The organism is Psychroserpens luteolus (assembly GCF_021032705.1).
Taxonomy (GTDB): domain Bacteria; phylum Bacteroidota; class Bacteroidia; order Flavobacteriales; family Flavobacteriaceae; genus Psychroserpens; species Psychroserpens luteolus.
Genome location: NZ_JAHVXI010000005.1, coordinates 242,777 through 269,439, shown reverse-complemented (window position 1 = coordinate 269,439; position 26,663 = coordinate 242,777). Strand labels below are relative to the sequence as shown.

Sequence of the window (26,663 nt, the reverse complement as noted above, 5' to 3'; positions counted from 1 at the left end):
CTTAAAATACTGCATAAATTTTTGTAAGTTGCCACTAATTCTATTCATATGAACGACGGAATCATTCTCACACTTGCCTATCCAGAAACTATTGTCTCTCATGCCAAAGAGTGGTACTCTCCATTTTTGCGGTTTTTATTTGTTGGTAGTAGAAATCATGTGAGAGCTGGTCATGCAGCATTAGTACTTATAGATAAGTCTACAGGAGTTTTAGAATATCATGATTTTGGCCGCTATATCACAACATCTCCATACGGACGAGTAAGGGGGAAAGAAACAGATTTTGAACTTAATTTCCCTATACAGGCAACTATTGAAAAAGGTGAAATACAAAACCTAAATGAGATTTTAAAATTTTTGGCAACACAACCAAAACTCACTCATGGTGAAGGAAATATGTATGCTTCGGTTTGTAAGACGATAGATTATAAAAAGGCAAGAACATATATAACAAATGAACAAAACAAGGGATTTATTAGGTATGCTGCCTTTATAAAACAGGCCTGTAATTGTGCGCGTTTTGTTACAGACGTTTTAATTGCCAGTGTTACTAATAAGAAAATCAAATCTTCACTTATTAAATCAAAAGGATTTACACCAAGTACGATTGGTAATGTGGTTATTGCAGATACCGAAGATTTTATATATAAGGTGTCTGAAGTTGGTGATATTTCAGAGTTTGATTCTACTGTTAGAAAAGAAAATCGCCGTTTATTTTTAGATGTACTTAAGGGGCATCGTCCAAGTGTAATAGGAACTTTAGAGCCCAAACATAATGATATAAAAAGTGATCATGCACAATGGTTAAGCGGAATAGGCACAGGCGCTTGGTTTGAGTTGCATCATATTGGGAGTCATGAGGAATTTCGTTTTAGACGTATTTCCCCTTATGGAAATGTTGATTGTGATGGTATTTATAGAGTGTCTTCAGAAGGTTTTAGCTTTGAAAAAGCATATAGATTTAGCCATTATTCAAATTGCCAATTCTTACATATCTATCAAGATGATGATATATTTAGGTTTGAATACTTAAAAAAGTATAGCGAATCTTAGTTGAGTGCAAAAGGAGCACTTAATTTAAATGAAGGAATAATCACCTTAAACTTATTGGTGTTTGTAAAATTAACCATGTTATAGTGACCTTGCATTGCCCCAAAAGGAGACGTTAATAAACAACCTGAATTGTAGGTGTGAGATTCTCCTGGTTTTAAAACTGGCTTTTTACCAATAACACCTTCACCTTCTACAATATCAACATTATTGAGAGCGTCGAGTATTCTCCAGTATCTTGAATTGAGTTGTACAGAATCTTTACTTTGATTTTCAATAGTTACTTTATAGCCAAAAGCAAAGTGCACTTTATAATTTTTATAAAATGTACCTTCAAATGATGTTTCTACAGAGATCTTAATCCCACTTGTAACTTGTTGAACCATGAAGTGTTGAAAATAATAGCTTACAAAAATAATTAATTTCCAACTAAATTGGAGACTTTTTTAAAATTAAGCAAAATTTTAACAGGTTTACGATATTCAACCGATTAACGGGTTTAAATATCAGTTGAAACTGCAAAATCTTCAATGGTTTTAAAAAAGTTGATAATGTCTTTTTCTTTTAATACGCTATTAATGGTGACCATTCTTACAAAATCTTGATCATTAAAATTTCCGAAACCAACCATGAGTTTGGCATTTTCATATAGCGCAGTACATAATTTTTTTGCAGGAATATCCTTGTAATTAAAACATACTGAAATTGAATCTTCAAAGCTGTATAATCTATAATCTGGGTGATTATTGATATAGTTTCTTGCAACTTCGGCAAGCTTGAACTGATGATTAATTATGGTTTTTAATCCGTTATTGCCAACAGACTTCCATAAGGTCCAAAGCTTTAATGCATCATTTCTTCTACCACATTGAAGTGATGTTTTTCCGAGATTAAAATCGTCATCGTTGGTTTGATAAAGATATTCTGCTTCATTAGAAAACGATTCATATAAATGTTTTTTGTCTCTAGTTACTATAATTGAACAGCTTAAAGGCGTGCCTAACATTTTATGAGCATTAAAGCTAAACGAATCTGTATGCGCAATGCCATTCACTAAATGCTTGTGGTCATCACTAAAAATCACACCACCACAATAGGCACCATCTAGATGTAACCATACGTCATACTTTTTACAGACTTTACTTATGTTGTCAACAGAGTCAAAAGCACCTAGAACTGTAGTTCCCGCCGTGGCATTTACAAAAAACGGCTGAAATCCTTGTTCGATATCCTTTGAAATTTTAACATCTAAATCTTCACTTAGCATTTCGCCTCTATCATTAGTTTTGATTGTGCGTACTTGTTGTCTTCCAACTCCAATAAAAGCAGCGTTTTTTGCAATAGAATAATGAGAAGCTTCAGATGTATAGAGTGTCATGGTATTGTTTATACCTTCGTTTTTTGCCGAAGGATTATACTTGTCTCTAGCCATCAAAACTGCCATGTAGTTGCTCATAGATCCTCCTGGAGCAAAAGTGCCATCTGCAACATCTGGATATCCAATTATATCACAAATTTTTTTAAGTAGTATTTTTTCAATCCCAACTTGAGGTCCAGCAACTTTATAGGTATACATACTATTGTTGAGCATAACAGCTAATAAGTCTCCAAGTGTTGCTCTAGGGATTCTTCCGCCAAATAATTGATTAAAAAATGAGGTTGATGCTGTTTTAGGTGTATGCTTTATAATATCTTTTAATATAGATTTAAACTCATCGTCTATTGTTGGCTCATCATTAAGTTGAAGATCTAAAGTTTTATAAAGTGCTTTTGTATCGACAGGAGCAGCCACAGGCTGATTTGTTTCTTCGGAAATTAAAAGCTCTGCAAGTTCTGTGAACAATGATAAATCGTTATGCATTTGTAGTGATGGGTCTTAAATTTTGGCTTGTGTAAATTTATTCCTATTTTTCGGAATAATATGAAAATCCCCTAAAAGATCAAATTCATTACTTGAAATCCCAAGAAAACATTCAGCAACTGATAGCGCTTTTGTCGCAATCTTCAATTGAAGATTACAATGCTATACTCAATAATTTCAATTTTAATTCAATAGATTTTAAACCTTTTGAAAGTTGGTCTCAACAAAAGTATACACGTAATTGTTTGTATAGAGATGTCAATTTTGAAGTTATTCTTTTATGTTGGGAAAAGGGCCAAGAAACAGCAATTCATGGTCACGATGGTGAAGATTGTTGGGTATTCCTTTTAGAAGGCGAAATGGAAGAGGTGTTTTTTAATATGGAGGATCAGCATTTAAAAAAAGTTGGATCGCAAAAGGTTTTACCACATCAGCTCACCTTTATGAATGACAACATAGGGTTTCATAAATTAAAGAATAGTTATGAAGGCAAATCTATTAGTTTGCATGTCTATGCACAGCCAATAGAACATTGTGTGTCTTATAATGAAACCTCTCAGCAATTTATCGAAAGACAATTAACTTACGATACCGATAAGCAGCTTATTGTTAAAACTTAATTGGTAATATTAACCGAATTCGCTTCACCAAAACCAATAAGTTGATCAAAGCGAGCGCCTAGGTCTCTGTAATACACTAGAACTTTATAGTTGTTTTCAGTTTGCCAAAAATCACCGCTAATTTTTCCCTCATCGAGATTTCCATCTTTATCTACTACAACATATTTGTAGTTATAGAATCCTTGTTTGAGTTTTATAATAGCCTCATAGCGGCCAGAACTACTATCAAATGATAGTTTGTTTAAACCCTCCTCTAAGGCATAGTTATTAAAGTTGCCATAGACATACATGCTTTCGCCATCTTCAAGTTTTGGGTGAAGGATTGAAAAATGAACATTAGTATAATCGGCTTCAATATCTACGTCGTCAGTGTCTAAAGCAGTAATCAAAAAATTACCATTAATGTCTGGGTTGTATGTGTAAGGTTGGCTATATCTTGGTCCGTCAAGAAACAAATAACTGTGATAAATATCTTTTAGATCAATAAACTGAACACCAACGTTAGCACCTCTAACATCTTTGGTTTCAAAGAAACGAAATTCATTACTTGCCCAAAATGCAGTTTCGGTAGTGTATTTATATATCAGCTCTTTTCCAATAGTATATTGAGGTTTAATATCTGTAATCGCTGTGCGTAAATTATTATTTTGAATAATTAAGGTCTTAACAGTTTCTTTTGGATTGTTTAAATTCAATCCGCCAGAATTTATGATAATATCAACACTTTGTTTACTTTCAATATACTTTACATCTCTAGATCTTTTAATATCTAACCCAACACCAACTTGTTCTTTGTAAATCATAAATTTCCTAGAGAAGACTAATTCTTCATCTTCATTAAAAATTGAAATGATATAGTTACCAGATTTTGTCAAGCCACGTGTTTGCTTATTAGGAATTTGCAAATCATAATGAGAATACAACTGATAAGCATTAAATGAGTTTTGGTAATTAACAATCCTGAAATTGTCAAAGCCAGTCATATATTCCATTTTCACCAGATTGGATCTTGTCCAGTCATAATTATAATGTTCAATCGTGTAATAAAAGTCGGGTTCATCAGTAGTAAGAACATCAAATTCTAAATGAAATGCTTCACCTAATCTAATGATAGGCAATTGACCTTGAGAAGAGGTTCGGCTTTTAAAAGTGATGGTCTTTATATACTCTGGAGGATTGACTTCTTCTACTTGAGAAAATCCTTGTCCTGTAAAAAGTAAGGCTAATAGAAAATAATAGATGTTCTTAATCATTAATAATAGTTTGATATGTAAAGATAAACAAAATCTGTGCCTTAATATTGCGTACGTTATTTAGAATCTTTAAAAATAACAAACTTAGAAAGTCAGACTGTTTTATTACGTGGTAAATTCGTAAATTTGCACCGATTTTTAGACAACTAATTTCAATATAAAGCGTATGTCAAAAGACATTAAAATTAAAAAAGGTCTGGATATAAAACTTGTTGGTGAAGCTGAAAAAACAGTTGAACAAGCCATTATAAGTAATTTCTGCACTATCAGACCTGAAGATTTTCACAGCGTTATTCCGAAACTTGTAGCCAAAGAAGGAGCTACTTTAAAAGCAGGAGATGTTATCTTTTATGATAAGTCTAATGAAGACATAAAGTTTGTGTCTCCGGTTTCAGGAACTGTGGTAGAAGTACAAAGAGGTCCTAAGCGTCGTATAGATGCTATTAAAATTCAAGCAGATAAGGAGCAATCTTTTAAAGATTTCGGAGCCTTTAATATGGATTCCGATACTGCAGCTGTAAAAGCTCATTTGCTAACTTCGGGTTGTTGGCCTTTTATCAAGCAAAGACCTTATGATGTTATTGCAAATCCAGAAAAATCGCCAAAAGCGATTTTTATCTCTGGTTATGCTTCAGCACCTTTAGCAGCAGATTTAGATTTTGTTTTATCAGGAAAGGAAGCAGAGTTACAAGCTACTGTTTCGGTCTTATCTAAATTAACTGAAGGTCAGGTTCATATTGGTATTGGGTCTAATAACTCACCATTAGCAGGTATGAATGATGCAGTAATACACAAAGTGTTTGGTCCTCACCCAGCTGGAAATGTTGGTACACATATTAACAAAATAGACCCAGTAAATAAAGGAGAAACAGTTTGGACAATCAATGCTCAAGATTTAGTTGTGATTGGTGAATTGTTACTTACTGGGAAATTCAATCCAGAACGCGTTGTTGCTTTGGCAGGTTCTTCAGTAAAGAAACCAAGATATTTCAAAACTAGAATTGGAAGCGAGGTTGCAACAATGGTTTACGATAATGGCGTTGAGAAAGACGGTAATGATCGTATCATTTCTGGTAATGTATTATCTGGAAAGCAATTGAAACCAGATGGAAGCCTAGGTTTTTACGATAATGTAATTACTGTGATACCTGAAGGTAATGATTATGAATTATTTGGTTGGAATAAGCCCATTTTTAATAAGGTATCGACGTCTAGAGCGTTTACTTTTTCTTGGTTAAACCCAAAGAAGAAATACGATTTGAATACTAATACTAATGGTGAACACCGTGCTTTTGTTGTCACAGGTTCCTACGAGCAAGTATTTCCTTTAGATATTTATCCAATGCAGATTTTAAAGGCTTGTATGTATCAAGATCTAGATGAAATGGAAGCTTTAGGAATGTACGAAGTGGCTCCTGAAGATTTTGCTTTAACAGAATTCATATGTGTGTCTAAACAACCACATCAAGATATAATAAGAAAAGGATTAGACTTAATGCTTAAAGAAATTGGATAATTATTCATTTTTCAAAGTAAAATGAAAAATATAAACAAATGGGTTTAAAAAGTAACTTACATAACTTAAAGGAAAAATATAAAGGGACCAAAATGGCTCCGGCGTTTAACGCAATCCATACCTTTTTATATTTACCAAATGAGACCACACATAATGGAACTCATATAAAAGCAGCAGATGATTTAAAACGTACCATGAACATCGTTATTATGGCATTGGTACCTTGTTTAATCTTTGGAATATTTAATGCTGGATACCAACATTATTTGGCTTTAGGAGAAATTGAAGCAGCTAATGGATTTTTAGGATCTTCATTTTGGACCATGGACAACCTAATTGTTGGTCTGTGGCAAGTATTACCATTAGTAGTTGTTTCCTATGGAGTAGGTCTTGCAGTAGAATTTGTTTTTGCCGTAATAAAAGGACATGAAGTAGAAGAAGGCTATTTAGTAACAGGTATGTTAGTACCATTAATTGTTCCTGTTGATACACCATTATGGATGCTCGCTGTAGCTGTTGTTTTCGGTGTTGTCATCGGTAAAGAAGTATTTGGAGGAACTGGAATGAATATTCTAAACCCAGCCTTAACAATTAGAGCGTTTTTATTTTTCGCATATCCTACTTGGATGTCTGGAGATAAAGTATGGGTTCATGGTGCAAAAGCAAGAGATGAAGCTATAGCTGTTGCAAAAGAAGCTGGGAGTTCTTTAGAAGGCTTAGATGCTATTTCAGGTGAAACGATTTTAGGAAGCCTAGCTCAAAACAAAGGTCTTTTAGATCATAGTGTTATGGATATGTTCTATGGAATTATTCCTGGCTCAGTTGGTGAAACATCAACCCTATTAATACTTTTGGCTGGATTGTTCTTAATCTTTACTAAAATAGGAAGCTGGAGAATCATGTTATCTTCTGCTATTGGAGCATTAGTAATGGGATTAATTTTTAATGGTGTTATAAGTTCTGGATTGATTACTGAATCTAGTAAATTTTATGGATTGATGAGTACTGAGTTCTGGCATCATTTACTAATAGGTGGTTTTGCTTTTGGTACAGTTTTTATGGCTACAGACCCAGTAACAGCTTCACAAACTAATAAAGGAAAATGGATATATGGATTCTTAGTTGGGTTTATTTCAATTATGATTCGTGTATTTAACCCAGCCTACCCAGAAGGTGTAATGTTAGCCATTTTACTTATGAATGTATTCGCTCCAACTATTGATCACTATGTGGTTCAAGGAAATGTAAAACGAAGATTGAAACGTCTAAAAGTTAAAACTGCTTAACGATGGAAAAAAGAACAGATAAAAATTCATATACCGTAATATTTGCAATAGCAATGGTATTGGTTGTAGGGGCTTTATTGGCATACTTAGCGTCATCATTGAAACCTACAATTACAGAAAACGAGCGCTTAGAGAAACAGCAAAATATTCTCTACGCCATGGGAATTAATGAAAACGAGGGTACAAGTGCAAACTTTGTTTCTACAGATGATGCTCCTGAATTATTTGATAAATACATCAAACAACAATTAGTTGTAGACTATAATGGTCAGGCAACCGAGAATGACCAAGCCTATTTAATTGATGTGAAAAAAGAACAAGCTAAAGCTAAGGATGGTGGTGTTAGACAATTGCCTTTATTTGTTGGAGAAGATGAGAAAGGTAAAAAGTACTATATCGCTCCAATTAGAGGAAAAGGGCTTTGGGATGCAATTTGGGCTTATGTTGCTATGGATGAGAATATGATTGTTCAAGGTGCTTATTTTGATCATAAAGGTGAAACTCCAGGTTTAGGAGCTAACATTAAGCAACGTTTTTTTATGGATGATTTTATAGGTGAACACTTAATGTCTAATGGAACTTTTAAAGGCATTAATGTGGCTAAAGGTAATGCAGATCCTAAGAATAATGATAAAACAGATAATGAGGTAGATGCTATTGCAGGAGCAACCATTACAGGTGATGGTGTGTCAGCAATGATCCGAAAAGATTTAAAGCTTTACGTACCTTATTTTAAAAATTTAAAACAATAATCATATGGGCTTACTTTCAAAAAAAGACGCAGCTTTAATTAAAGACCCTTTAGCAGATAATAACCCAATTACAATACAAGTACTTGGTATTTGTTCAGCTTTAGCGATTACTGCAGAATTAGAGGCATCAATTGTAATGTCTATATCAGTATTGTTTGTATTAGGTGTAGGTAACGTGGTGATCTCTTTAATGCGAAACATCATTCCTTCAAAAATTAGAATTATTGTACAGCTAATTGTAGTTGCTACTTTAGTAATTATAGTGGATTTGGTACTAAAAGCTTTTGCTTATGAACTGAGTAAGACACTTTCCGTTTTTGTTGGATTAATTATTACCAACTGTATTATCATGGGACGTTTCGAAGCCTTTGCTTTAGGTAATGGACCATGGAAGTCCTTCTTAGATGGTATTGGTAACTCATTAGGATATGCTGTGATATTAATTATCGTTGGATTCTTTAGAGAACTTTTAGGCTCTGGAACTTTATTAGGTATACCAGTATTAGGAGATCCTATTGAAAAAACAGGATTATATGCCTTAGGGTATGAGAATAACGGATTTATGTTATTATCGCCAATGGCATTAATTGTTGTAGGTATTATCATTTGGATACAACGTACAAGAAATAAAGATTTAGTAGAAGATTAAATAAGTGTCATCCTGTAGTTTCAGGATTTCAAACTCAAGAATATGGAACATATAGAATTATTTTTCAAATCAATATTTATAGACAACATGGTATTTGCTACATTCCTTGGGATGTGTTCTTACCTTGCTGTATCTAAAAAAGTGTCTACGGCTGTTGGACTTGGAGCTGCAGTAATTTTTGTATTAGCAATTACAGTTCCTTTAAACTGGTTGTTAGATCAATATATTTTACAGCCAGGTGCATTATCATGGATGGGACCAGAGTATGCAGATTACGATTTAAGCTTCTTATCATTTATCATGTTTATTGCAACCATTGCAACCATGGTACAATTGGTAGAGATTGTGGTAGAAAAATTCTCACCTTCGTTGTATAACTCACTTGGTATTTTTTTACCATTAATTGCAGTAAACTGTGCCATTTTAGGTGGATCATTATTTATGCAATCTAGAGAAATAGCAACACTTGGTTTAGCCTTAAATTATGGTGTTGGATCTGGTATTGGATGGTTTTTAGCAATTTTAGCAATTGCCGCAATTCGTGAAAAAATTAGATATTCAAGTGTTCCACCAGCATTGAGAGGTTTAGGAATTACATTTATCATCACAGGACTTATGGCTATTGGCTTTATGAGCTTTGGAGGAATGTTGACTGGAGGTGATGAAGAGACAGAAGAAAATAAAACAGTTGAGACTAAAGTAACTCCAACTGAAGATGACAATACAGAATTGGCTAACAACACTAAAATAGTAGAATAGTATGATTTTAGCAGCAGGAACATTAGGAACAGTAATAGCTACAGTAGCAGCTTTCTTATTAGTAACATTAATATTAGTTGCACTATTATTGTTTGTTAAACAAAAACTATCACCTTCTGGTCCAGTAACGATCAAGATTAATGGTGAAAAAGAAATACAAGTAGCTTCGGGTGGTACCTTGTTATCAACTTTAGGAGGTGAAAAAATATTCTTACCATCTGCTTGTGGTGGAGGTGGAACATGTATTCAATGTGAATGCCACGTTCTTTCTGGTGGAGGTGAGGCATTGCCTACAGAAACACCACATTTTAGTAGAAAAGAATTGAAACATGGCGCTCGTTTATCGTGCCAAGTGAAAGTAAAACAGGACATGGAAATTACTATTCCTGAAGAAGTTTTCGGAATTAAGAAATGGGAAGCGGTTGTAGTACGTAATTATAATGTAGCCTCATTTATTAAAGAGTTTGTAGTTGAAATTCCTGAGGATATGGGTTACAAAGCTGGTGGTTATATCCAAATTGAAATTCCGCAGTGTGAAATAAAGTATTCTGATATGGATATTACTGCGCATCCTGAAGAGCATGAAACACCTGATAAATTTCAAGCAGAATGGGATAAATTTGGTCTTTGGCCATTAGTAATGAAAAATGATGAAGTAGTGGAAAGAGCTTATTCTATGGCTTCTTATCCTGCTGAAGGACGTGAAATTATGTTAAACGTTCGTATTGCGACACCACCATGGGATCGCGCTAAAAATGGATGGATGGATGTAAATCCTGGTGTAGCATCATCTTATATTTTTGCTCAAAAACCAGGTGATAAAGTAGTGATTTCAGGACCTTACGGTGAATTCTTTATCAACGAGTCTGAAAGTGAAATGTTATATGTAGGAGGTGGAGCTGGTATGGCACCAATGCGCTCTCACTTATATCATCTATTTAGAACTATTAAAACTGGACGTAAAGTAACGTATTGGTATGGTGGGCGTTCTAAACGTGAGTTGTTCTATATCGAACACTTTAGAAAATTAGAAAAAGACTTCCCTAACTTTAAATTCTATATGGCTTTATCTGAGCCTTTGGAAGAAGATAATTGGAAAGTGAAGACCGATATTAATGATGAAGCTGGTGATGGTTTTGTTGGATTTATCCATAACTGTGTAATTGATAATTACCTTAATCATCACGAAGCACCTGAAGATATTGAGTTATACTTCTGTGGTCCTCCATTAATGAACCAGGCCGTTCAAAAAATGGGAGAAGACTTCGGTATTCCTGATGAACATATCAGATTTGATGACTTTGGTGGCTAGGTCGTAAAGCGACTTATCATTATAATTATCACTTCGCAATTATTGCGAATATCATATAACAAAAAACCAACTCTGTAAAGTTGGTTTTTTGTGTCTTTAAGCGTCATCCTTAAGAGAATCTTCTTTATTGTCTTGTTTCATTTTAATATAGCCCGCAACTAATCGTATCCCTAGTCTAGCACATAGAATAACAGCAATTACTACAACAATATCAAATCCGTTCATTTCTTATTTATATTCTATAATCAAAAAAACTGCTGTACTATCACCAATGTTTAATACTTCATGTACAGAGATCTCATTTTTACTAAAGCTATAGCCAGTAGGAACATTGACTTCTTTGGTGCCAGTGGTATCTTTAATTCTAAATCTGCTTCCGGCTATTGTGTACCCAAAATGCGGATTGTGATAATGTTTTTCATGACCAACTCCAGGTGCGAATGTACATTTTAATATTCGAGTCTTTACATTATCCTCAAGAACTTCGCAAACCGCCTCATTGTTCCAGCCTGCTTCTAAAGGATCTGGTAAGCTATTTCGATTTTTGCAATTAACTATAAGTAGTAAAATACATAGATACGTTACAGATCGAATACGTTTTGTTGAACATACATCAAAGCCTTTAATCATTCATTAGTTTTTTAAATCCTTCATAATATCTTCTATGGCCTTATCTAACTGAGGTTGATTTCCTGATAAGCGATCTTTAAAATCTTCTTTAACATAAATGTCAGGTGTTACTCCTGTAAATTCTAGATTGTCCCCACTCAAGGTGTAACAACCCCAAGATGGTAATCTGTAGAAAGAACCATCTACTAAGCCAGCACCTGAAGTGAAAATAATCCAACGGTATGTTTCTGTACCAATAACTTTACCTAATCCTAATTCTTTAAAACCAGCAGATGTAACTTCGGCGTCACTAAGTGTTTGTTCGTTTACTAAAATAATAATAGGCTTTGCTGCTGGACCAAAATTGGGTTGAGATGCCAATTTTCCTTCACGATATTTCCATTGTGCATACGGTTTTTGAGATAAAAATTGCAACACATCATCATGGACATTTCCTCCAGTATTATTCCTCAAATCTAATATCAGCGCCTTTTTATTATAAGCTTCTGAAACCATTTCTCGCTTAAAGTTATTTAATTCACCGCCTCCCATATTTTTCATGTGAACGTAAGCAATTTTGTTTTTACTCATACGATCGACATAAGATTGATTGTTGGCAACCCATTCGTCATATAATAGACCTCTTAAATTACCTGATGAGATGGGATGAATATTTACTGTTACAGATTGATTATTTCTGCTAAATGTTAATCGAATCTCGCTGTCCCTAGATGGCTTGCTAAAATAACGTTCTCTATTCATTTTAGTGTCTACAGCTCTACCGTTTACATGAGTAAGTATATCACCAGGCTTGATGTCTTTTCCAGTAACATCAGCAGGACTTTTAGAAACAACACGTTCAACCATATAAGGATTGTCTTTTGAAAATTGAATACCTGTTTCTAGTGTTCGACTACCATAATAGGTGTTATCTTCTTGTCCAAAAGATCTAAATCCAAAATGAGACGTGTTTAATTCACCTAGCATATCATTAAATAATAAACTCAATTGAGAACGTTTTGTAATGTATGGTAGAAATGACGCATACTTATCTCTTAATTTTTGCCAGTTTTCACCATGGAAGTTTTCATCGTAAAAATTAGATTCGAAACCAGCCCATGCTTCATAAAACATTTGGTTAAATTCATTGATCAGATTTTTCTGAAATGTGGCATCCATTTTAATTTTAGTAAGTTTATTGGCACTAAGATTCACTGTATGAATGGCACCATTAATCAACATATATTGACTTTTCTTTACAACTTTAGTTTGAAAGCCTCTAGTGCGTTGTGTTCCTACTTTTTCGGTTTTATTGTTTTCAAAAGGCTTGATTGTGGTTCGCCATAGATTAAAAGTACCTTTATCGTGATTGGAAAAATAATAGACATATGTTGTATTGTCTTTGCTTATAATATCTGTACCGCCTTGTTGTCCAAAATTAGGGCCTATGCGTTCCAACCGATCCATTAATCCTACTTCATTAATAACAACTGGAGTAACTGTTTGCTCTTCTTTTTTGTCTTTGTCTTTAGACTCTTCTTCTTTTTTTTCTTCTTCTTTAAAGAGTTCGTCAAATTTATCTAGTCTATAAGGTGCGTCATATTTGTCTAACGCCATTCTATAGATATGAACGCTATTGTTTCCTCTTGGGAAACCTGGTTCGGTTAAATTAGATTCGAAGAATATATATTTACCATCTGAAGACCATACAGGATTTGATTCGCTTACGCCTGTATTGGTTAAGTTGATTACTTTTTTTGATGGAATATGATAGGTGAAAATATCCAATTCAAAATTGCGATAAGCATTGTAAAGTAGATAGGAATCATCTGGAGAAAAATACGCAGCACCTGCATATAAAGCCCAAAACTCATCCTTTACTACTGTTGTGCTTTTAAAGGTTTTTAAACTCATAAGTTTGAGTTCATCCCTGCCACTTATATAACAGGCATTTTCTAATTTGTGGTCTAAAACAATATTGATATTATTTCTCGCTTCATTGGTCAAACGTTTTTCAGTGCCATCTCTATCTGCAGAAATTGTATAAAGATTGCTATATCCATTGGACGTTTGATTGTAAATAAGTGTTCTACTATCTTTTAACCATTTCACTTCAAGAACACGCTCGTCTGGAGTTGTATTTAGTTTTTTTATAAATTTTCCTTTTATATCTGAAACAAAAAGTTCTCCGCGAGATATAAATACCATTTTTTTATTGTCGGGCGACACGTCAAAATAGCTAATATTATCTTTTATTTTAAAATCTTGTGATTTTGAAAGGGTGTTATTTTTATTAATACTAATGGCAACTTTTTGTGTTTTATTATTTGCAACATCATATAGATGTATTTGATAATCTTTAGTGAATACAACTTTTTGTCCGTTAGCACTTACCTGAGGTCTGCCAATAGAGCTTTTGAACTTTGTTAGTGCTGTTTTAGTAGTATTAGAGAACGTGTATAAGTTATATTCGTCATTGGCTTCATCTGATGCAAAGAAAATAGTTCCATTTTTATCTATGGTTGCCCACATATCCTTACCTCTATAGCTAGTATATTCTTTATAAGTTCCTGTTTTTGGGTTGTATGATTTGATATCTGGATTGTAATCACCTTTATACCGTTTACGATGTGTGAAGTTTTTACTTTCCCAACTTTCATTAAAGAATACTTCTCCTGTAGACGGATGCGTAACGACATTATGCACATTATTGAAGTAATGCTCAAATAATCGTTTGGGTGTACTTCCATCTACTGTAACGCTATAACCAGAAAATCGGTTGTAACGCGACGATGTAAAATGGATTTGTTTTGAGTCCCATGACCAACTATCAACATCATCTGCAGCATCATGAAAGGTGAGTTGTTTGATCTCACCACCATGTATAGGCATGATATAAACATCCTTATTACCATATTGCGTTGCACTAAAGGCAACCCATTTACCATCAGGTGAAATACGTGGTAATGTTTCTTCACCTTTCATGGCAGTTATACGCAAGGCTTCACCACCTGATGAAGGGATTTTCCATAGATCACCATCATAACTAAAAACTATAGTTCTGCCATCAGGAGATAAGGTTGGATCGATTTGGAAATAAGCGTCTTGAGCATAGATATTTCCGCTAAAAAACAAAGACATGAAAATGAGAAGTAATTGATGTGCTTTCATAATGTTGATTGTTATTTTGGTATTGTGTTTTATATACTTGGTGATTGACAAGTGTAATTTAGTCATCAAAATTTATTTTAAATAGATTTCTGTCCATTTTAACTATTCACTATAATTTTAGGTTTTTTCTATGGTGACAATAACACTTTTAGATGATGGTGTTTTTGCTGTATGTGCATAACTATCTATTGGTACCAATACATTAGCTTCTGGAAAATAAGTGGCACAACAGTTTTTGGGAATTTTATATGGAATAACTTTAAAATTATGAGCAGTTCGAATGACATTGTTAAACTTGGACGTAATACTAACTATGTCTTTTGATTTCAATCCTTTATGTTCCATATCTTCTGGGTTCATAAAAATAATTCGACGTTCATTAAATACACCTCTGTAACGATCGTTTAAGCCATAAATAGTGGTGTTGAATTGATCATGGCTTCTTATGGTAGTCATTATAAATTCACCGTTTTTTAATTTCCAATCGGGTAATTTATTAATAGAAAAATGAGCCTTTCCTGTTTCGGTTTTAAAATGTCCTTGTCGTGCACCATTTGGTAAGTAGAATCCTTCAGGGCGTTGCAATTTATTATTGTAATCCTCAAATCCAGCAACTACCTCTTCAATATCATCTCTTATGAGTGCATAGTTGTCTATGTAACGAAGCCAGTCTATTGTTGACTTTTCCTTTAAAGTTTCATGAGCAATATTACAAACAATAGCAACTTCACTTTGAAGCTCGGTTGAACACGGCTTGAGTATTCCTTTAGTAGATGAGACAATTCCCATTGAGTTTTCGACACTTTGTAATTGTTCCTTCCCGTTTTGAATATCCTTTTCAGAGCGTGCTAAACATGGGAGAATGAGTGCTTCTTTTCCTGTAACTAAATGTGATCGATTTAATTTAGTACTCACATGAACTGTTAAATTACAGTGCCCTAATGCTTGAGCAGTAAATACTGTATCCGGAGCCGCAGAAATAAAATTTCCACCCAAGCCAAAAAAGACTTTTGCTTTTTTCTCATGCATTGCCTTAATAGCATCTACAACAGGATAGCCATGCTTTACTGGTGGTTTGAAATTGAATTTAGCTTCGATTTTATCTAAAAATGCTTGAGGAGCGGCTTCCCATATGCCAACAGTACGATCACCTTGAACATTAGAATGCCCTCTTACAGGACATGTTCCTGCGCCTTCTTTTCCAATACTTCCTTTTAAAAGAAGGATATTTACAAACTCTCTAATATTGTCCACGGCATTTTTATGCTGTGTTAGTCCCATTGCCCAACAAATAATTATTTTATCCCGATTGATAATTAAATCGACAATCTCTAAAATAATAGCTTCTGAAACACCAGAAAGTTTAACACACTCGTCAAAATCATATGTATTTAGATCTGAAATAAAATCAGAATAAAAACTCGTGTTTTTTTGAATGAATTCATGATCAAAAATAGTACTACTATGTTCTTCAGCTTCTACCAATTTTAATAAAATAGCTTTAACTAGAGCAACATCTCCGTTAATCATGACTTGTGCAAATACATCGGCAATTTTGGTGCCTCCCGTGATGATTTTTTGTGGACTTTGCGGATTTACAAACTTTATCAAACCAGCTTCAGGTAATGGATTTATAGCTACAATCTTTCCGCCATTCTTTTTGCATTTCTCAAGAGCAGTTAGCATTCTTGGATGGTTAGTTGCAGGATTTTGTCCTACGACTAAAATCAACTCTGCTTTGTAAATATCATCAAGCTTTACTGAGCCTTTTCCAATGCCTAGTGTTTCGGTCAAGGCTTTACCGCTTGCTTCATGACACATATTTGAGCAATCAGGAAGGTTAGAAGTACCATAGGCTCTAACAAACAACTGATATAAGAAAGCAGCTTCGTTACTTGTTCGACCAGAGGTGTAGAAAATGGCCTCATCTGGCGAATTCAATGTGTTAAGATGTTCTGCTACTTTTTTATAGGCATCAGACCATTTAATGGGTTTGTAATGTGTAGCGCCTTCAGAAAGATACATAGGCTGAGCCAATCGGCCAGATTTTCCAATGTCGAAATCGGACAACTTTGCGAGATCATCTATGCTGTTTTTGCTAAAAAAGGCCTCGTCAATTGTTTTATTTTGAGCTTCTTCAGCCATGGCTTTGAGACCATTTTCACAATACTCACCTAATGAGGAACGCTCATCGTCTGGATCTGGCCAAGCACACCCAGGACAATCGAATCCACCTTTTTGATTTATCTTTTTTGATATTTCAAAAGCTGTTTTAGCATCCATGTACTTTAATGCATGTTGTATAGCCGAAGCAACTGCTGGTAAACCAACACTATTTGTAGCTGGTTTTTTAAGTTTTAAGTCGGTGAATTTTTCTGATGTTAATGCCTTTTCAGAAGATGATGAACTCATATGCCTTTCTTATAGGATAAAGATACTAAGTTTTTACTCTAGATAAGTATAGATTTAAACTTAGGATTCAATCATATATTTTAAACTGTTTTAGTTTTTATACAGTTCTTTTGATGCACTTTCATATTTATCGCCTACTGTCCATGTTGGAGTTTTTGGATCATTTCCAATATGACGTCCAGATAAGACATAGGCTCTAAAAAACTTAAGTAAGTAATCGTAGTCTAGACTATCGGCTTCATCACCTGGTCTGTGATAGTACTTGGTAACATCACCATTAAAAGCCTTAAACCCTAATGAAAATGTTGGTGCGGGAATTCCTTTTTTTGCAAACTGCACATTGTCACTTCGGTCAAATAATCCTTGTTCGGGAGCTGGATCATCAATAGCAGTTAAGCCAAAAGCAGTAGCAGCATCTTTAATATGTTGTGAAGCTGTGGTTCTTGGTAATCCTATGATTGTAGCCAAAGAGGTGTCATTGTAGCCAGCATTATCACTATTAAAGCAATAGACCATTTGATTAAGAGGGAGCACTGGATTTTCGACATAGAACGTACTGCCTAAGAGCCCTTTTTCTTCTCCAGTAAATAATATAAATAGTGCCGAACGCTTTGTAGGATATTTAGCTAAATTCTCAGCAATACTTAATACTGTCGTTGTACCAACAGCATTATCTCTTGCTCCATTATAGATAGTATCGCCAGTTTGGTCTGGTGTACCAATTCCAACATGATCATAATGCGCAGAATAAATAATAAATTCATTTTTAAGGTTGGGATCTGAACCCTCAACCATTCCTATGACATTTTGAGACATAACAATCTCTTCTTGTTTTTCACCAATAGATACCGATGTATAAATGTCTTTTAAAGCGCTCAACTCATTAGCCATATTGTAATCTTTATCCAATATCCAAACATGTGAGATTTGGTCGTCATTTTGGTTGTCATCTCCAGCAATCATTAATTTTGAGGTATTAAAATTATGGTCAATAAATCCCCACATATTGTCACTTGCATTTAAAAGTTCTAAGATGGCAACAACACCATATTCATCTGCTAATTTTTGCTTTTCTCTTCTCAATTCGAAGGCAGCTCTTGTGTCTTTTTTTTCTTCACTTCCAGCTTTAATGATAATGACTTTTCCTGTTAGGTTTTTTCCTTCATAATCTTCAGCCATACCATAGTTTAAGTAAACAGCATCATCAATTTCTGTAAAAATTGGAGACGGAAATACAAGTGCATAATCTTTTATCTCTTTAGTATTGATCTTTATGCTAACTTCGGAAGGAGGAGACACACGTTTTAACTTTATATCTTGATAATAGGTTCCAGTTTTAGGATTAGGTTGAACACCATAACTTCGCATAGTATTAGCCAAGTATGAGGCAGCTATTTTATTTTCAGGAGTTCCTGTTTCTCTACCTTTAAGTAAATCATCTGCTAAAAAATAGATGTGTCCTTTTATGGTTTCTTTACTTGTAGTTTCGATAACTTTTGCTTTTTCGGTCTGCGCAAAAATCGAATTGGTAAACGAAAATGTCAGAGCAATTAAAATAAATAGTTTTGATCTCATCATGTCTTAATTTAATAATTATGTAAGTTGTTAGTGAACTTAATCAAGTATTAAGTTTTAAAAGTATATTTTAGTTTGATTAATACTATGTGCCATTTCATTTTTGAAGACACTATAGTCAATGTTTAAATTTACACTTTTTTATTTGTTGAATAACAAAGCTATAGGTGTTAGCGTTAATGATATTATGAAAAAATTTTCACTTGCCATTTGCATTCTAGCGTCTCTTGTTGCTTTAGCATTTCAGTTAAAACCTGTAAAAAGAGTGGCTCATACATTCAAAGCAAGTTTAGACACACCAAGTTTAATTAACAAAGACAGTCTAACAATACGATCACGAGTTAATGTTCCTGAAGGTTATAAACGTGTAGTATACGCTAAAGGAAGCTTTGAAGACTATCTCAGAAATTATAAACTAAAGCCCTTTGGAAGTAAGATTATAAATTACGATGATACCGAGTATTTCTGGCAAGGAGGTCATATTGGAATTTTAGAGATACCAGTGCCTAAAAACGGATTACAACAATGTGCAGATGCGCTTATTAGAATTAGAAGTGAGTATCTGTGGAAAAACAATAGAAAGGATGAAATAGGCTTTAATTTTACGTCGGGTCATTATTGTTCATGGAATAAATACGCTGAAGGTTATCGACCTAAGGTTAATGGAAGTAAAGTCACATTTAATAAAACAGCACGTGTTGATCATTCCAAAGCCAACTTTTACAAGTATTTAAATTTGATTTATATGTATTCTGGAACATTATCACTGTATAATGAGCTTTCAGAAATTAAAGATGTTAGTACATTGAAAATTGGTGATATGCTCATTAAAGGAGGAACGCCTGGACATATTGTTATGATCTGCGATGAGGTCATTAATGATCAAGGAGAAAAACGTTTTTTATTGTTTCAAGGTAACACACCAGCACAGAGCGTTCACTTAGTTAAAAATCTTGAAGATTCTAATATTTCCCCTTGGTATCAACTTAAAAAAGATGCAGTAATACCAGTGTCTAATTATACATTTGACAGTTCAAAATTTGTACGATTTAAATAGCAAGTTCGTATCTTTGCACTATGAGTACACCCTTAACAGAGCAAGAGCTTCATAATCTGGCAATGAATCACGTTGGAAAGGATCTTGAACAGCGCGGATTTGAATTTGTTGCGATTAACAGCAAGCTGAAACGGCATCCGCAGTTTGTTTGTATTGATAAAAACAGCCAATACTTTTTTGTGATTGTGAGAGCTGTCAAACTTCCTGAAAACCCAAATAACTATGATGTTGTTTGGATGGAAACATTTAAAAAACATGCTTACGATAAAGATGCCAAAGTGTTATATGCTGGTGTAGGATTAGGGAATCCAAACGGTGAAGATTTACCTGTGTATTTAAACGAAGATTATCTTATAGAATACAATGGCATTCAAGTATTAGAACCTAACTTAAATTAAATGAAACCATTATTGCTACTACTGCTGTTTTTTGTTATCTTTTCTTGTAAAGAAAACTCTAAAGAGGTTGTTCAGGACAACCTAAAAGTAGAGGTTCAAACACCACAAAACACTAAATTATCTGGACCTGTTTTTGGCACAACATACAATGTGATTTATCATTCTGAAATCGACTATACCAAACAATTTGATAGTTTGTTTGCAGTAGTGAATCAATCGATGTCTACGTATATTGCTGATTCTGAAATTTCAAAATTTAACCGAAATGAACCTTATAAAGTTGATACACATTTTGAAACTGTTTTTCTAGCTTCTAAAGACGTATATAAGTATACTGATGGCGCTTTTGATCCAACAATTGGAAATGTTGTTAATGCTTGGAGTTTTGGTGCTGATAAAAATAAATTTTTAACAGATAGCACGACGATTGATAATTTGATGCGTTCTGTAGGTTTAGATCAGGTAGAGCTAGTTCGTAATAGAGCAGGAACTATTAGGATTTTAAAACCCAAAGACACATATTTAGAATTTAATGCTATTGCCAAAGGTTACGGTGTTGATGTGATTGGAGAATTTCTAGAGCGTAAAGACGTTAAAAACTATTTAGTAGAAATAGGAGGCGAGATTCGTGTTAGAGGTAAAAACATGGAAAAAGATATACCATGGAGAGTTGGTTTGGACGAACCGCGTTTTGATGGTGGCCAATCGGTTTATAAAGCTTTAAGTTTGAAAGACGAAGCAATGGCAACTTCTGGGACTTACCGAAAATTTAAAGTAGATGAGAATGGGAATCGTTTTACGCACATCATTAATACAAAAACAGGATATCCTAGTAAAACTAATATTTTGAGTGTTTCAGTTATTACTAAAGATTGTATGACTGCAGATGCCTATGCTACTGCATTTCAGGCTATGGGAATTGAAAAAGTGACTCACTTTTTAAAAACACGTCCCGAATTTAAAGTGTTTATCATTTTTGAAAATGAAGACAAGGAATTAGAGGTCTTAAATCTGAATAATTTCCCCGAGAATTAAGCCTTATAGACTACAGGAATAACTTCTCCTTTTGCTAAACAATATTTTTCAATGTCTTCTTTAGAAAGTTGAGCGGTATAGTCTACTTCTTCAACTTTAAATCCTATACTGCGCAATTTGTCAAAATAATCACGACCATAAACTCGAACATGATCATACTGACCGAAGATTTTTGCGCGTTCCTTTTTATCAGTAATTGTATTATCTTCAAAAGTATGCGCTCGTGAAAGGTCTTGCGGAATTTGGAATACACCATAACCACCAGGCTTTAAAACACGAAATAATTCTTGCATCGCTTTCGTGTCATTTGGTATGTGTTCTAAAACATGATTACACAAAATTATGTCGTAACTATTGTCTTCAAAAGGGAGATTGCAAATATCAGCTTTGATATCGGCAATAGGTGATTCTAAATCTGTGGTAGTATACTCCAAATTTTTGAGCTTTTTAAAACGTTTTAAAAAACATTGTTCAGGTGCGAAATGCAGCACTTTTTTTTCTGCAGAAAAAAAGCTTGTCTCATTTTTTAAATATAACCATAATAGTCTGTGACGCTCTAAACTAAGTGTTGAAGGTGATAGTACATTATTGCGTTGATTCCCATAACCATATGGTAAAAAACTTCTAAATCCTTTGCCATCGATAGGATCTATAAACTTATGTCCTCTTAACAAAAAAGCTAATATAGGGCGTGCCACATAACTTAGTCTTATTAATAAAGGTCTAGGTATAGTATTTAAAATTATTTTGAAGAGCTTTTTCATTACTTATAATCTTCCCTTACAGGAGAAAATACATCTGTAATTTTACATGCGGTTAATGCCTTTCCTGAATGTTCAATATTTGAAGGTATAATGACTAACATTCCTGGAGTATAAACTTTAGTTACATTATCGATGGTCATTTGAAATTGACCTTCGGTTACCATAGAAATTTGTTCGTGAATGTGAGAGTGTATTGGTAATTCGGCTCCTGCTTCTACCTCCCAAAAAGCAGTTGTTGTATGTGCACTATGAACAAAACGTGCTTTAAAACCTGTAATGATTTCTTTTTGCGGGATATTTGAAATTTCAATAGTCATTATAATACTAGAGCTTCTTTTCTAAACCTATCTTCTTCATCACTTTCAATTCCTAATGCTTCATGCACATAAGCGAACGTTGATAATATTTCTGGTTTTCCATCAATAATTGCAATATCATGCTCAAAATGAACACTTGGCTTACCATCTTGAGTGACAATGGTCCAACCGTCTTTTAATTGTTTTACTTTATGTGTTCCACCATTAATCATAGGTTCTATTGCTACAACCATACCTTCAATAAATTTCTTACCACGACCTCTACGACCATAGTTAGGCATTTCAGGATCTTCATGCATTTTACGACCTATACCATGACCAACTAATTCTCTAACAACACCATAACCATGTGCTTCACAATATTGTTGAATAGCATAACCAACATCTCCAACGCGATTACCTATTTTAAATTGCTCAATACCAACATAGAGAGATTCTTTAGTCACTTGAATTAGTTTTTTTGTTTCAGGAGCAACATCTCCAATTTCAAAAGTATAGGCATGATCACCGTAAAAACCATTCATTAACGCTCCACAATCTATTGAGACAATATCACCATCTTTAAGAGGAATGTTGGTTGGCAGGCCATGAACTACAGCTTCATTTACACTACATAATAAAGTCGACGGACAATCATACAAACCTAAAAAACCAGGTACAGCACCTTGTTCTCTGATAAAATCCTCAGCAAGTTTGTCTAATTGCATTGTTGTAACACCTGCTTTTACTTCTTTTGCAAGCATTCCTAAGGTTTTTGAAACGACCAATGCACTTTGACGCATTAACTCAATTTCTTCTCTTGTCTTAACTATAATCATGTCTAAAAAATATGCGCAAAGATACTTAAAATTAAAATGTAATTCTTTTTTACTGAAATATGATATTTGACAGTTTTTAAGTTTATATTCTACTGTAATTTTGTATTGTAGAAAAAGACGGGAAATCATGTATAAATCGGTAACAGCAGAAGACGCAGTAAAAGTTATAAAATCTAATAGTCGTGTGTACATTCAGGCAGCAGCTGCAGCTCCTCAAACACTTATAAAAGCTATGACGGCAAGACATGAAGAGCTAGAAAATGTTGAGGTTTGTCAATTGCATACCGAAGGGGAAGCACCATATGCAGATCCAAAACTTAGTAAAAGCTTTCATGTCAATTCATTTTTTATAGGAAAGAACGTGAGACATACATTAAAAGCAGGAAACGGATCGTACACGCCTGTGTTTTTAAGTGAGCTACCCTTATTATTCAAAAGAAATATTATCGATTTAGATGTGGCATTAATTCATGTATCCGTTCCAGATAGACATGGTTATTGCTCCTTAGGTGTATCGGTAGAGGCCACTTTGGCTGCGATTGATAATGCAACATATGTGATCGCTCAAATCAATACACAAATGCCTAGAACTCATGGAGCAGGAATTATTCATGTATCTGAAGTAGATTATTTTGTAGAATCTGATGAGCCATTACCTATACATCATATGGCCGAACCATCAGAAGTTGAAAACAGAATTGGTAGTTATGTTGCTAACCTGATAGAAGATAGAAGCACATTACAGATGGGAATAGGCAGTATCCCAAATGCCGTATTATCACGTTTAACAGATCATAAAGACCTAGGACTACATACAGAAATGTTCTCTGATGGTGTTATTGATTTAATTTTAAATGATGTTATCAATGGAAATTATAAAGGAATTAACAGAGGAAGAGCATTAACCACTTTTTTAATGGGTTCTAAACGTTTGTATGATTATGTAGACGATAATCCGTTTGTAGAAATGAGGGCTTCTAATTATACCAACGATGTTTCGATAATAAAGCAGAACCCTAAAATGGTAGCTATTAACTCGGCTATAGAAGTGGATGTCACTGGTCAAGTATGTGCAGATTCTATAGGTCCGAATATCTATTCAGGTGTTGGAGGTCAAATGGATTTTATTAGAGGCGCTTCGTTAAGTGAGGGTGGGAAAGCTATCATCGCCTTGCCATCTGTTACAAAATCGGGTATTAGTAGGATTGTTCCATCATTAAAACCAGGTGCAGGTGTAGTCACTACCAGATCTCACGTGCATTATGTAGTGACCGAATATGGTGTTGCTAATTTATACGGAAAAACGATAAAAGAGCGTGTCAAGGCACTAGTAGATATAGCTCATCCAGAGCATAGAGAGTATATTGATAAAACGTATTTTGAATTAATTAGTGGTAAGCGATTAGCGCTTTAAAAAGGAAAAGAAACCTTTCTTTTGTTTGGTGGCTTTTATATTTGGTTCTTCATTGGTGATGAGATGATAGACTTCTCCCCAACCTAAAATTCCACCTATGTTTCTATCGTCTATATAAATATCTGCATAGATTTTTCTACTAACTGAATTGTCATATTTTTCTTCTGGGAAACTCTGATTTACAGCATAGAATGTAATGCCATTATCTTTGCAAAAAGTAACGGCTTCCTCTAATTTTGAACCACTTCTGTAAGTCCAGAGGATAAGCCTGTGACCATCGGCTTGCAAACGCTTCATGGTTTCAAATGCGAAAATACGAGCTTTACCAACTTTTGGGTAGGCATCTTCAACAATAGTACCATCAAAATCTATGGCTATAACTAGTTTGTCTTGAAAATTCATTTACTAATCTTTGTAATGCTTCAAAAGTACAATTTTCAAAATTAATTTAAACCAAAGGTTCTTGAGTCATAGACTCTGGCTGCTCAATCCCCATAAGTTTGAGAATTGTAGGTGCTATGTCACCCAAAATACCATCTTTAATAGTCAATTTTTCATTATCTATTAAAATAATAGGAACAGGGTTAGTTGTATGTGCTGTATGAGGCGAACCATCTGGATTGATCATCGTCTCACAATTCCCATGATCTGCAATTAAAATGGTAGAGTAGTCGTTATCAAGAGCAACATTTATAACTTCTTTTACACATTGATCTACTGCTTCACAAGCTTTAATTGCCGCTTCCATAACTCCAGTATGACCTACCATATCTCCATTTGCAAAGTTAAGACATACAAAATCCACGTCGCCTTTTTTTAGTTCAGGAATAAGTGCATCTTTTAATTCAAAAGCGCTCATTTCTGGTTTTAAATCGTAAGTAGCAACTTTAGGAGAATTTCTAAGTATTCTTGTTTCGCCTTTAAAAGGAACTTCTTGTCCGCCAGAGAAGAAAAATGTCACATGCGGATACTTTTCAGTTTCAGCGATTCTAATTTGGGTTTTATGATGCTTTTCAAGAACTTCACCAAGTGTTTCAGTGAGATTATCTTTGTTGAAAACGACGTTAATTCCATGATAGGAATCATCATAATTTGTTAGAGTAACATAATGTAAATCTAACTTATGCATATTTTGCTCATGAAAGTCGGCTTGTGATAATGCTTCGGTCAATTCACGACCTCTATCTGTTCTAAAATTGAAAAAGATCACAACATCACCATCTTTTATTTGAGCGATAGGTTGATTTTCCTGATTAACCATAACGATAGGTTCAATGAATTCATCAGTGACATTTTTATGATAACTATTTTCAATAGATTCTGTAGCAGAATGCGATCGTTCTCCCAAACCATTAACTAGTGCATCATAAGCAAGTTTAATACGTTCCCAGCGTTTATCTCTGTCCATGGCATAGTATCTCCCAGTTACTGTGGCTAGTTCTGTATTTGTGTTTTTGATATGCGTTTCTAAAGATGTAATAAAACCGAATCCGGATTTTGGATCAACGTCTCTACCATCTGTAAACGCATGAACATAAGAGTTCTGTATTCCAAAATCATGGGCAGCATCAATTAAACCAAATAGGTGATTGATGTGAGAATGCACACCTCCATCACTCACTAATCCTAAAAAATGAACAGGTTTATTATGATCTTTAGCATATTGAAAAGCGTCAATAAGTACAGATTCATTTCTTAGAGTATTGTTTTTTACGGCTAAGTTTATTTTAACTAAATCTTGATATACAATTCTTCCTGCTCCAAGATTCATATGACCAACTTCACTGTTACCCATTTGACCTTCGGGCAAACCAACATGTAAACCATCTGTTCTTAATGTTGCATGAGGGTAATTGTGATACAACGAGTCAATATATGGAGTTTTTGCATGATCAATTGCTGAAACTTTTGGGTCTGGAGACATGCCCCAACCATCCAAAATCATTAAAATAACTTTTTTATTCATTGTTAAGGAATATTATAAAATCAAAGATAAAAGTTTAATGCTTTTTATCTGTATATGGGATTACAAAAT

Annotated in this window: 25 protein-coding genes; 12 read left to right on the top strand and 13 right to left on the bottom strand. The window is 34.1% G+C overall.

Annotated features, from left to right (window positions below):
• Nucleotides 1-48: 48 nt before the first annotated feature.
• Complete coding sequence (locus KWG70_RS13990; protein ID WP_230936664.1) at nt 49-1,053, top strand: DUF6695 family protein; 1,005 nt, start codon at nt 49-51, stop codon at nt 1,051-1,053.
• Here the strand turns inward: KWG70_RS13990 and apaG are convergent.
• Together apaG and KWG70_RS13980 are read right to left on the bottom strand one after the other, a co-directional pair.
• Nucleotides 1,050-1,436, bottom strand: a complete 387-nt coding sequence (gene apaG / locus KWG70_RS13985) for a Co2+/Mg2+ efflux protein ApaG (protein WP_230936663.1) — start codon at nt 1,434-1,436, stop codon at nt 1,050-1,052. The genes KWG70_RS13990 and apaG overlap by 4 nt on opposite strands.
• 113 nt (nt 1,437-1,549) lie before the next feature.
• On the bottom strand, nt 1,550-2,911 hold the full coding sequence (locus KWG70_RS13980) for a pyridoxal phosphate-dependent decarboxylase family protein (protein WP_230936662.1): 1,362 nt from the start codon (nt 2,909-2,911) through the stop codon (nt 1,550-1,552).
• 92 nt (nt 2,912-3,003) lie between these two features.
• Here KWG70_RS13980 and KWG70_RS13975 point away from each other — a divergent pair, with 92 nt between their 5' ends.
• Nucleotides 3,004-3,531 (top strand): cysteine dioxygenase, encoded by a 528-nt coding sequence (locus KWG70_RS13975; RefSeq protein ID WP_230936661.1) that lies wholly within the window; start codon nt 3,004-3,006, stop codon nt 3,529-3,531.
• On the opposite strand, the gene KWG70_RS13970 is transcribed toward KWG70_RS13975, so the two are convergent.
• On the bottom strand, nt 3,528-4,784 hold the full coding sequence (locus KWG70_RS13970) for a type IX secretion system plug protein (protein ID WP_230936660.1): 1,257 nt from the start codon (nt 4,782-4,784) through the stop codon (nt 3,528-3,530). The genes KWG70_RS13975 and KWG70_RS13970 overlap by 4 nt on opposite strands.
• A gap of 166 nt (nt 4,785-4,950) precedes the next feature.
• Here KWG70_RS13970 and KWG70_RS13965 point away from each other — a divergent pair, with 166 nt between their 5' ends.
• From KWG70_RS13965 to nqrF, 6 genes are read left to right on the top strand one after another with little or no spacing between them, the layout of a single operon-like run.
• On the top strand, nt 4,951-6,300 hold the full coding sequence (locus KWG70_RS13965; RefSeq protein ID WP_230936659.1) for a Na(+)-translocating NADH-quinone reductase subunit A: 1,350 nt from the start codon (nt 4,951-4,953) through the stop codon (nt 6,298-6,300).
• A gap of 38 nt (nt 6,301-6,338) precedes the next feature.
• Complete coding sequence (locus KWG70_RS13960) at nt 6,339-7,586, top strand: NADH:ubiquinone reductase (Na(+)-transporting) subunit B (RefSeq protein WP_230936658.1); 1,248 nt, start codon at nt 6,339-6,341, stop codon at nt 7,584-7,586.
• Nucleotides 7,587-7,588: 2 nt separating this feature from the next.
• On the top strand, nt 7,589-8,338 hold the full coding sequence (locus KWG70_RS13955) for a Na(+)-translocating NADH-quinone reductase subunit C (RefSeq protein ID WP_230936657.1): 750 nt from the start codon (nt 7,589-7,591) through the stop codon (nt 8,336-8,338).
• 4 nt (nt 8,339-8,342) lie between these two features.
• On the top strand, nt 8,343-8,987 hold the full coding sequence (locus KWG70_RS13950) for an NADH:ubiquinone reductase (Na(+)-transporting) subunit D (protein ID WP_230936656.1): 645 nt from the start codon (nt 8,343-8,345) through the stop codon (nt 8,985-8,987).
• A gap of 42 nt (nt 8,988-9,029) precedes the next feature.
• Nucleotides 9,030-9,746 carry an NADH:ubiquinone reductase (Na(+)-transporting) subunit E gene (gene nqrE, locus KWG70_RS13945; RefSeq protein WP_230936655.1) on the top strand — a complete coding sequence of 239 codons (717 nt, stop codon included), beginning with the start codon at nt 9,030-9,032 and terminating at the stop codon, nt 9,744-9,746.
• Nucleotide 9,747: 1 nt separating this feature from the next.
• Nucleotides 9,748-11,058 (top strand): NADH:ubiquinone reductase (Na(+)-transporting) subunit F, encoded by a 1,311-nt coding sequence (gene nqrF, locus KWG70_RS13940; RefSeq protein WP_230936654.1) that lies wholly within the window; start codon nt 9,748-9,750, stop codon nt 11,056-11,058.
• Between the two features lie 96 nt (nt 11,059-11,154).
• On the opposite strand, the gene KWG70_RS17885 is transcribed toward nqrF, so the two are convergent.
• The 5 genes from KWG70_RS17885 to KWG70_RS13920 form a co-directional block, all read right to left on the bottom strand.
• A complete protein-coding gene (locus KWG70_RS17885) occupies nt 11,155-11,283 on the bottom strand; it encodes a hypothetical protein (RefSeq protein ID WP_262910635.1) in 129 nt (42 codons plus the stop codon).
• A gap of 3 nt (nt 11,284-11,286) precedes the next feature.
• Entirely contained in the window at nt 11,287-11,688 is a 402-nt protein-coding gene (locus tag KWG70_RS13935; protein WP_230936653.1) for a cupin domain-containing protein, read from the bottom strand.
• 3 nt (nt 11,689-11,691) lie between these two features.
• Entirely contained in the window at nt 11,692-14,808 is a 3,117-nt protein-coding gene (locus KWG70_RS13930) for a S41 family peptidase (protein WP_394801637.1), read from the bottom strand.
• Nucleotides 14,809-14,955: 147 nt separating this feature from the next.
• Nucleotides 14,956-17,250, bottom strand: a complete 2,295-nt coding sequence (locus tag KWG70_RS13925; protein ID WP_230936652.1) for an FdhF/YdeP family oxidoreductase — start codon at nt 17,248-17,250, stop codon at nt 14,956-14,958.
• Nucleotides 17,251-17,340: 90 nt separating this feature from the next.
• A complete protein-coding gene (locus KWG70_RS13920) occupies nt 17,341-18,825 on the bottom strand; it encodes a M28 family peptidase (RefSeq protein WP_230936651.1) in 1,485 nt (494 codons plus the stop codon).
• A gap of 187 nt (nt 18,826-19,012) precedes the next feature.
• Between KWG70_RS13920 and KWG70_RS13915 the strand changes: the two genes are divergently transcribed.
• From KWG70_RS13915 to KWG70_RS13905, 3 genes are read left to right on the top strand one after another with little or no spacing between them, the layout of a single operon-like run.
• Nucleotides 19,013-19,882 (top strand): DUF4846 domain-containing protein, encoded by an 870-nt coding sequence (locus KWG70_RS13915; protein ID WP_230936650.1) that lies wholly within the window; start codon nt 19,013-19,015, stop codon nt 19,880-19,882.
• Between the two features lie 20 nt (nt 19,883-19,902).
• The gene (locus tag KWG70_RS13910) at nt 19,903-20,280 is read left to right on the top strand and encodes a Na(+)-translocating NADH-quinone reductase subunit F (RefSeq protein WP_230936649.1); all 378 of its coding nucleotides are present in this window, start codon (nt 19,903-19,905) and stop codon (nt 20,278-20,280) included.
• A complete protein-coding gene (locus tag KWG70_RS13905; protein ID WP_230936648.1) occupies nt 20,281-21,315 on the top strand; it encodes an FAD:protein FMN transferase in 1,035 nt (344 codons plus the stop codon).
• Here KWG70_RS13905 and KWG70_RS13900 read toward each other — a convergent pair.
• From KWG70_RS13900 to map, 3 genes are read right to left on the bottom strand one after another with little or no spacing between them, the layout of a single operon-like run.
• The gene (locus tag KWG70_RS13900) at nt 21,312-22,079 is read right to left on the bottom strand and encodes a class I SAM-dependent methyltransferase (protein WP_230936647.1); all 768 of its coding nucleotides are present in this window, start codon (nt 22,077-22,079) and stop codon (nt 21,312-21,314) included. The genes KWG70_RS13905 and KWG70_RS13900 overlap by 4 nt on opposite strands.
• A complete protein-coding gene (locus KWG70_RS13895) occupies nt 22,079-22,396 on the bottom strand; it encodes a cupin domain-containing protein (RefSeq protein WP_230936646.1) in 318 nt (105 codons plus the stop codon). The genes KWG70_RS13900 and KWG70_RS13895 overlap by 1 nt, the downstream gene beginning before the upstream one ends.
• A complete protein-coding gene (gene map, locus KWG70_RS13890; protein ID WP_230936645.1) occupies nt 22,396-23,214 on the bottom strand; it encodes a type I methionyl aminopeptidase in 819 nt (272 codons plus the stop codon). Before map ends, KWG70_RS13895 begins: the two co-directional genes overlap by 1 nt.
• Before the next feature lie 127 nt (nt 23,215-23,341).
• Between map and KWG70_RS13885 the strand changes: the two genes are divergently transcribed.
• On the top strand, nt 23,342-24,628 hold the full coding sequence (locus tag KWG70_RS13885) for an acetyl-CoA hydrolase/transferase family protein (RefSeq protein WP_230936644.1): 1,287 nt from the start codon (nt 23,342-23,344) through the stop codon (nt 24,626-24,628).
• Here the strand turns inward: KWG70_RS13885 and KWG70_RS13880 are convergent.
• Both KWG70_RS13880 and gpmI read right to left on the bottom strand, forming a co-directional pair.
• Nucleotides 24,617-25,030: a BT0820 family HAD-type phosphatase gene (locus tag KWG70_RS13880; protein ID WP_230936643.1), complete on the bottom strand. Its 414-nt coding sequence runs from the start codon at nt 25,028-25,030 to the stop codon at nt 24,617-24,619. The two genes, KWG70_RS13885 and KWG70_RS13880, sit on opposite strands and share 12 nt — an antisense overlap.
• Before the next feature lie 46 nt (nt 25,031-25,076).
• Entirely contained in the window at nt 25,077-26,594 is a 1,518-nt protein-coding gene (gpmI, locus tag KWG70_RS13875; protein ID WP_230936642.1) for a 2,3-bisphosphoglycerate-independent phosphoglycerate mutase, read from the bottom strand.
• Nucleotides 26,595-26,663: the final 69 nt, after the last annotated feature.

What these genes read in the sequence shown, in the direction of transcription:
- KWG70_RS13990 (WP_230936664.1), top strand. Translation starts at nt 49, where the DNA reads ATGAACGACGGAATCATTCTCACACTTGCCTATCCAGAAACTATTGTC.
- apaG (WP_230936663.1), bottom strand. Translation starts at nt 1,436, where the DNA reads ATGGTTCAACAAGTTACAAGTGGGATTAAGATCTCTGTAGAAACATCA.
- KWG70_RS13980 (WP_230936662.1), bottom strand. Translation starts at nt 2,911, where the DNA reads ATGCATAACGATTTATCATTGTTCACAGAACTTGCAGAGCTTTTAATT.
- KWG70_RS13970 (WP_230936660.1), bottom strand. Translation starts at nt 4,784, where the DNA reads ATGATTAAGAACATCTATTATTTTCTATTAGCCTTACTTTTTACAGGA.
- KWG70_RS13965 (WP_230936659.1), top strand. Translation starts at nt 4,951, where the DNA reads ATGTCAAAAGACATTAAAATTAAAAAAGGTCTGGATATAAAACTTGTT.
- KWG70_RS13960 (WP_230936658.1), top strand. Translation starts at nt 6,339, where the DNA reads ATGGGTTTAAAAAGTAACTTACATAACTTAAAGGAAAAATATAAAGGG.
- KWG70_RS13955 (WP_230936657.1), top strand. Translation starts at nt 7,589, where the DNA reads ATGGAAAAAAGAACAGATAAAAATTCATATACCGTAATATTTGCAATA.
- KWG70_RS13950 (WP_230936656.1), top strand. Translation starts at nt 8,343, where the DNA reads ATGGGCTTACTTTCAAAAAAAGACGCAGCTTTAATTAAAGACCCTTTA.
- nqrE (WP_230936655.1), top strand. Translation starts at nt 9,030, where the DNA reads ATGGAACATATAGAATTATTTTTCAAATCAATATTTATAGACAACATG.
- nqrF (WP_230936654.1), top strand. Translation starts at nt 9,748, where the DNA reads ATGATTTTAGCAGCAGGAACATTAGGAACAGTAATAGCTACAGTAGCA.
- KWG70_RS17885 (WP_262910635.1), bottom strand. Translation starts at nt 11,283, where the DNA reads ATGAACGGATTTGATATTGTTGTAGTAATTGCTGTTATTCTATGTGCT.
- KWG70_RS13935 (WP_230936653.1), bottom strand. Translation starts at nt 11,688, where the DNA reads ATGATTAAAGGCTTTGATGTATGTTCAACAAAACGTATTCGATCTGTA.
- KWG70_RS13930 (WP_394801637.1), bottom strand. Translation starts at nt 14,808, where the DNA reads ATGTCTTTGTTTTTTAGCGGAAATATCTATGCTCAAGACGCTTATTTC.
- KWG70_RS13925 (WP_230936652.1), bottom strand. Translation starts at nt 17,250, where the DNA reads ATGAGTTCATCATCTTCTGAAAAGGCATTAACATCAGAAAAATTCACC.
- KWG70_RS13920 (WP_230936651.1), bottom strand. Translation starts at nt 18,825, where the DNA reads ATGAGATCAAAACTATTTATTTTAATTGCTCTGACATTTTCGTTTACC.
- KWG70_RS13915 (WP_230936650.1), top strand. Translation starts at nt 19,013, where the DNA reads ATGAAAAAATTTTCACTTGCCATTTGCATTCTAGCGTCTCTTGTTGCT.
- KWG70_RS13910 (WP_230936649.1), top strand. Translation starts at nt 19,903, where the DNA reads ATGAGTACACCCTTAACAGAGCAAGAGCTTCATAATCTGGCAATGAAT.
- KWG70_RS13905 (WP_230936648.1), top strand. Translation starts at nt 20,281, where the DNA reads ATGAAACCATTATTGCTACTACTGCTGTTTTTTGTTATCTTTTCTTGT.
- KWG70_RS13900 (WP_230936647.1), bottom strand. Translation starts at nt 22,079, where the DNA reads ATGAAAAAGCTCTTCAAAATAATTTTAAATACTATACCTAGACCTTTA.
- KWG70_RS13895 (WP_230936646.1), bottom strand. Translation starts at nt 22,396, where the DNA reads ATGACTATTGAAATTTCAAATATCCCGCAAAAAGAAATCATTACAGGT.
- map (WP_230936645.1), bottom strand. Translation starts at nt 23,214, where the DNA reads ATGATTATAGTTAAGACAAGAGAAGAAATTGAGTTAATGCGTCAAAGT.
- KWG70_RS13885 (WP_230936644.1), top strand. Translation starts at nt 23,342, where the DNA reads ATGTATAAATCGGTAACAGCAGAAGACGCAGTAAAAGTTATAAAATCT.
- KWG70_RS13880 (WP_230936643.1), bottom strand. Translation starts at nt 25,030, where the DNA reads ATGAATTTTCAAGACAAACTAGTTATAGCCATAGATTTTGATGGTACT.
- gpmI (WP_230936642.1), bottom strand. Translation starts at nt 26,594, where the DNA reads ATGAATAAAAAAGTTATTTTAATGATTTTGGATGGTTGGGGCATGTCT.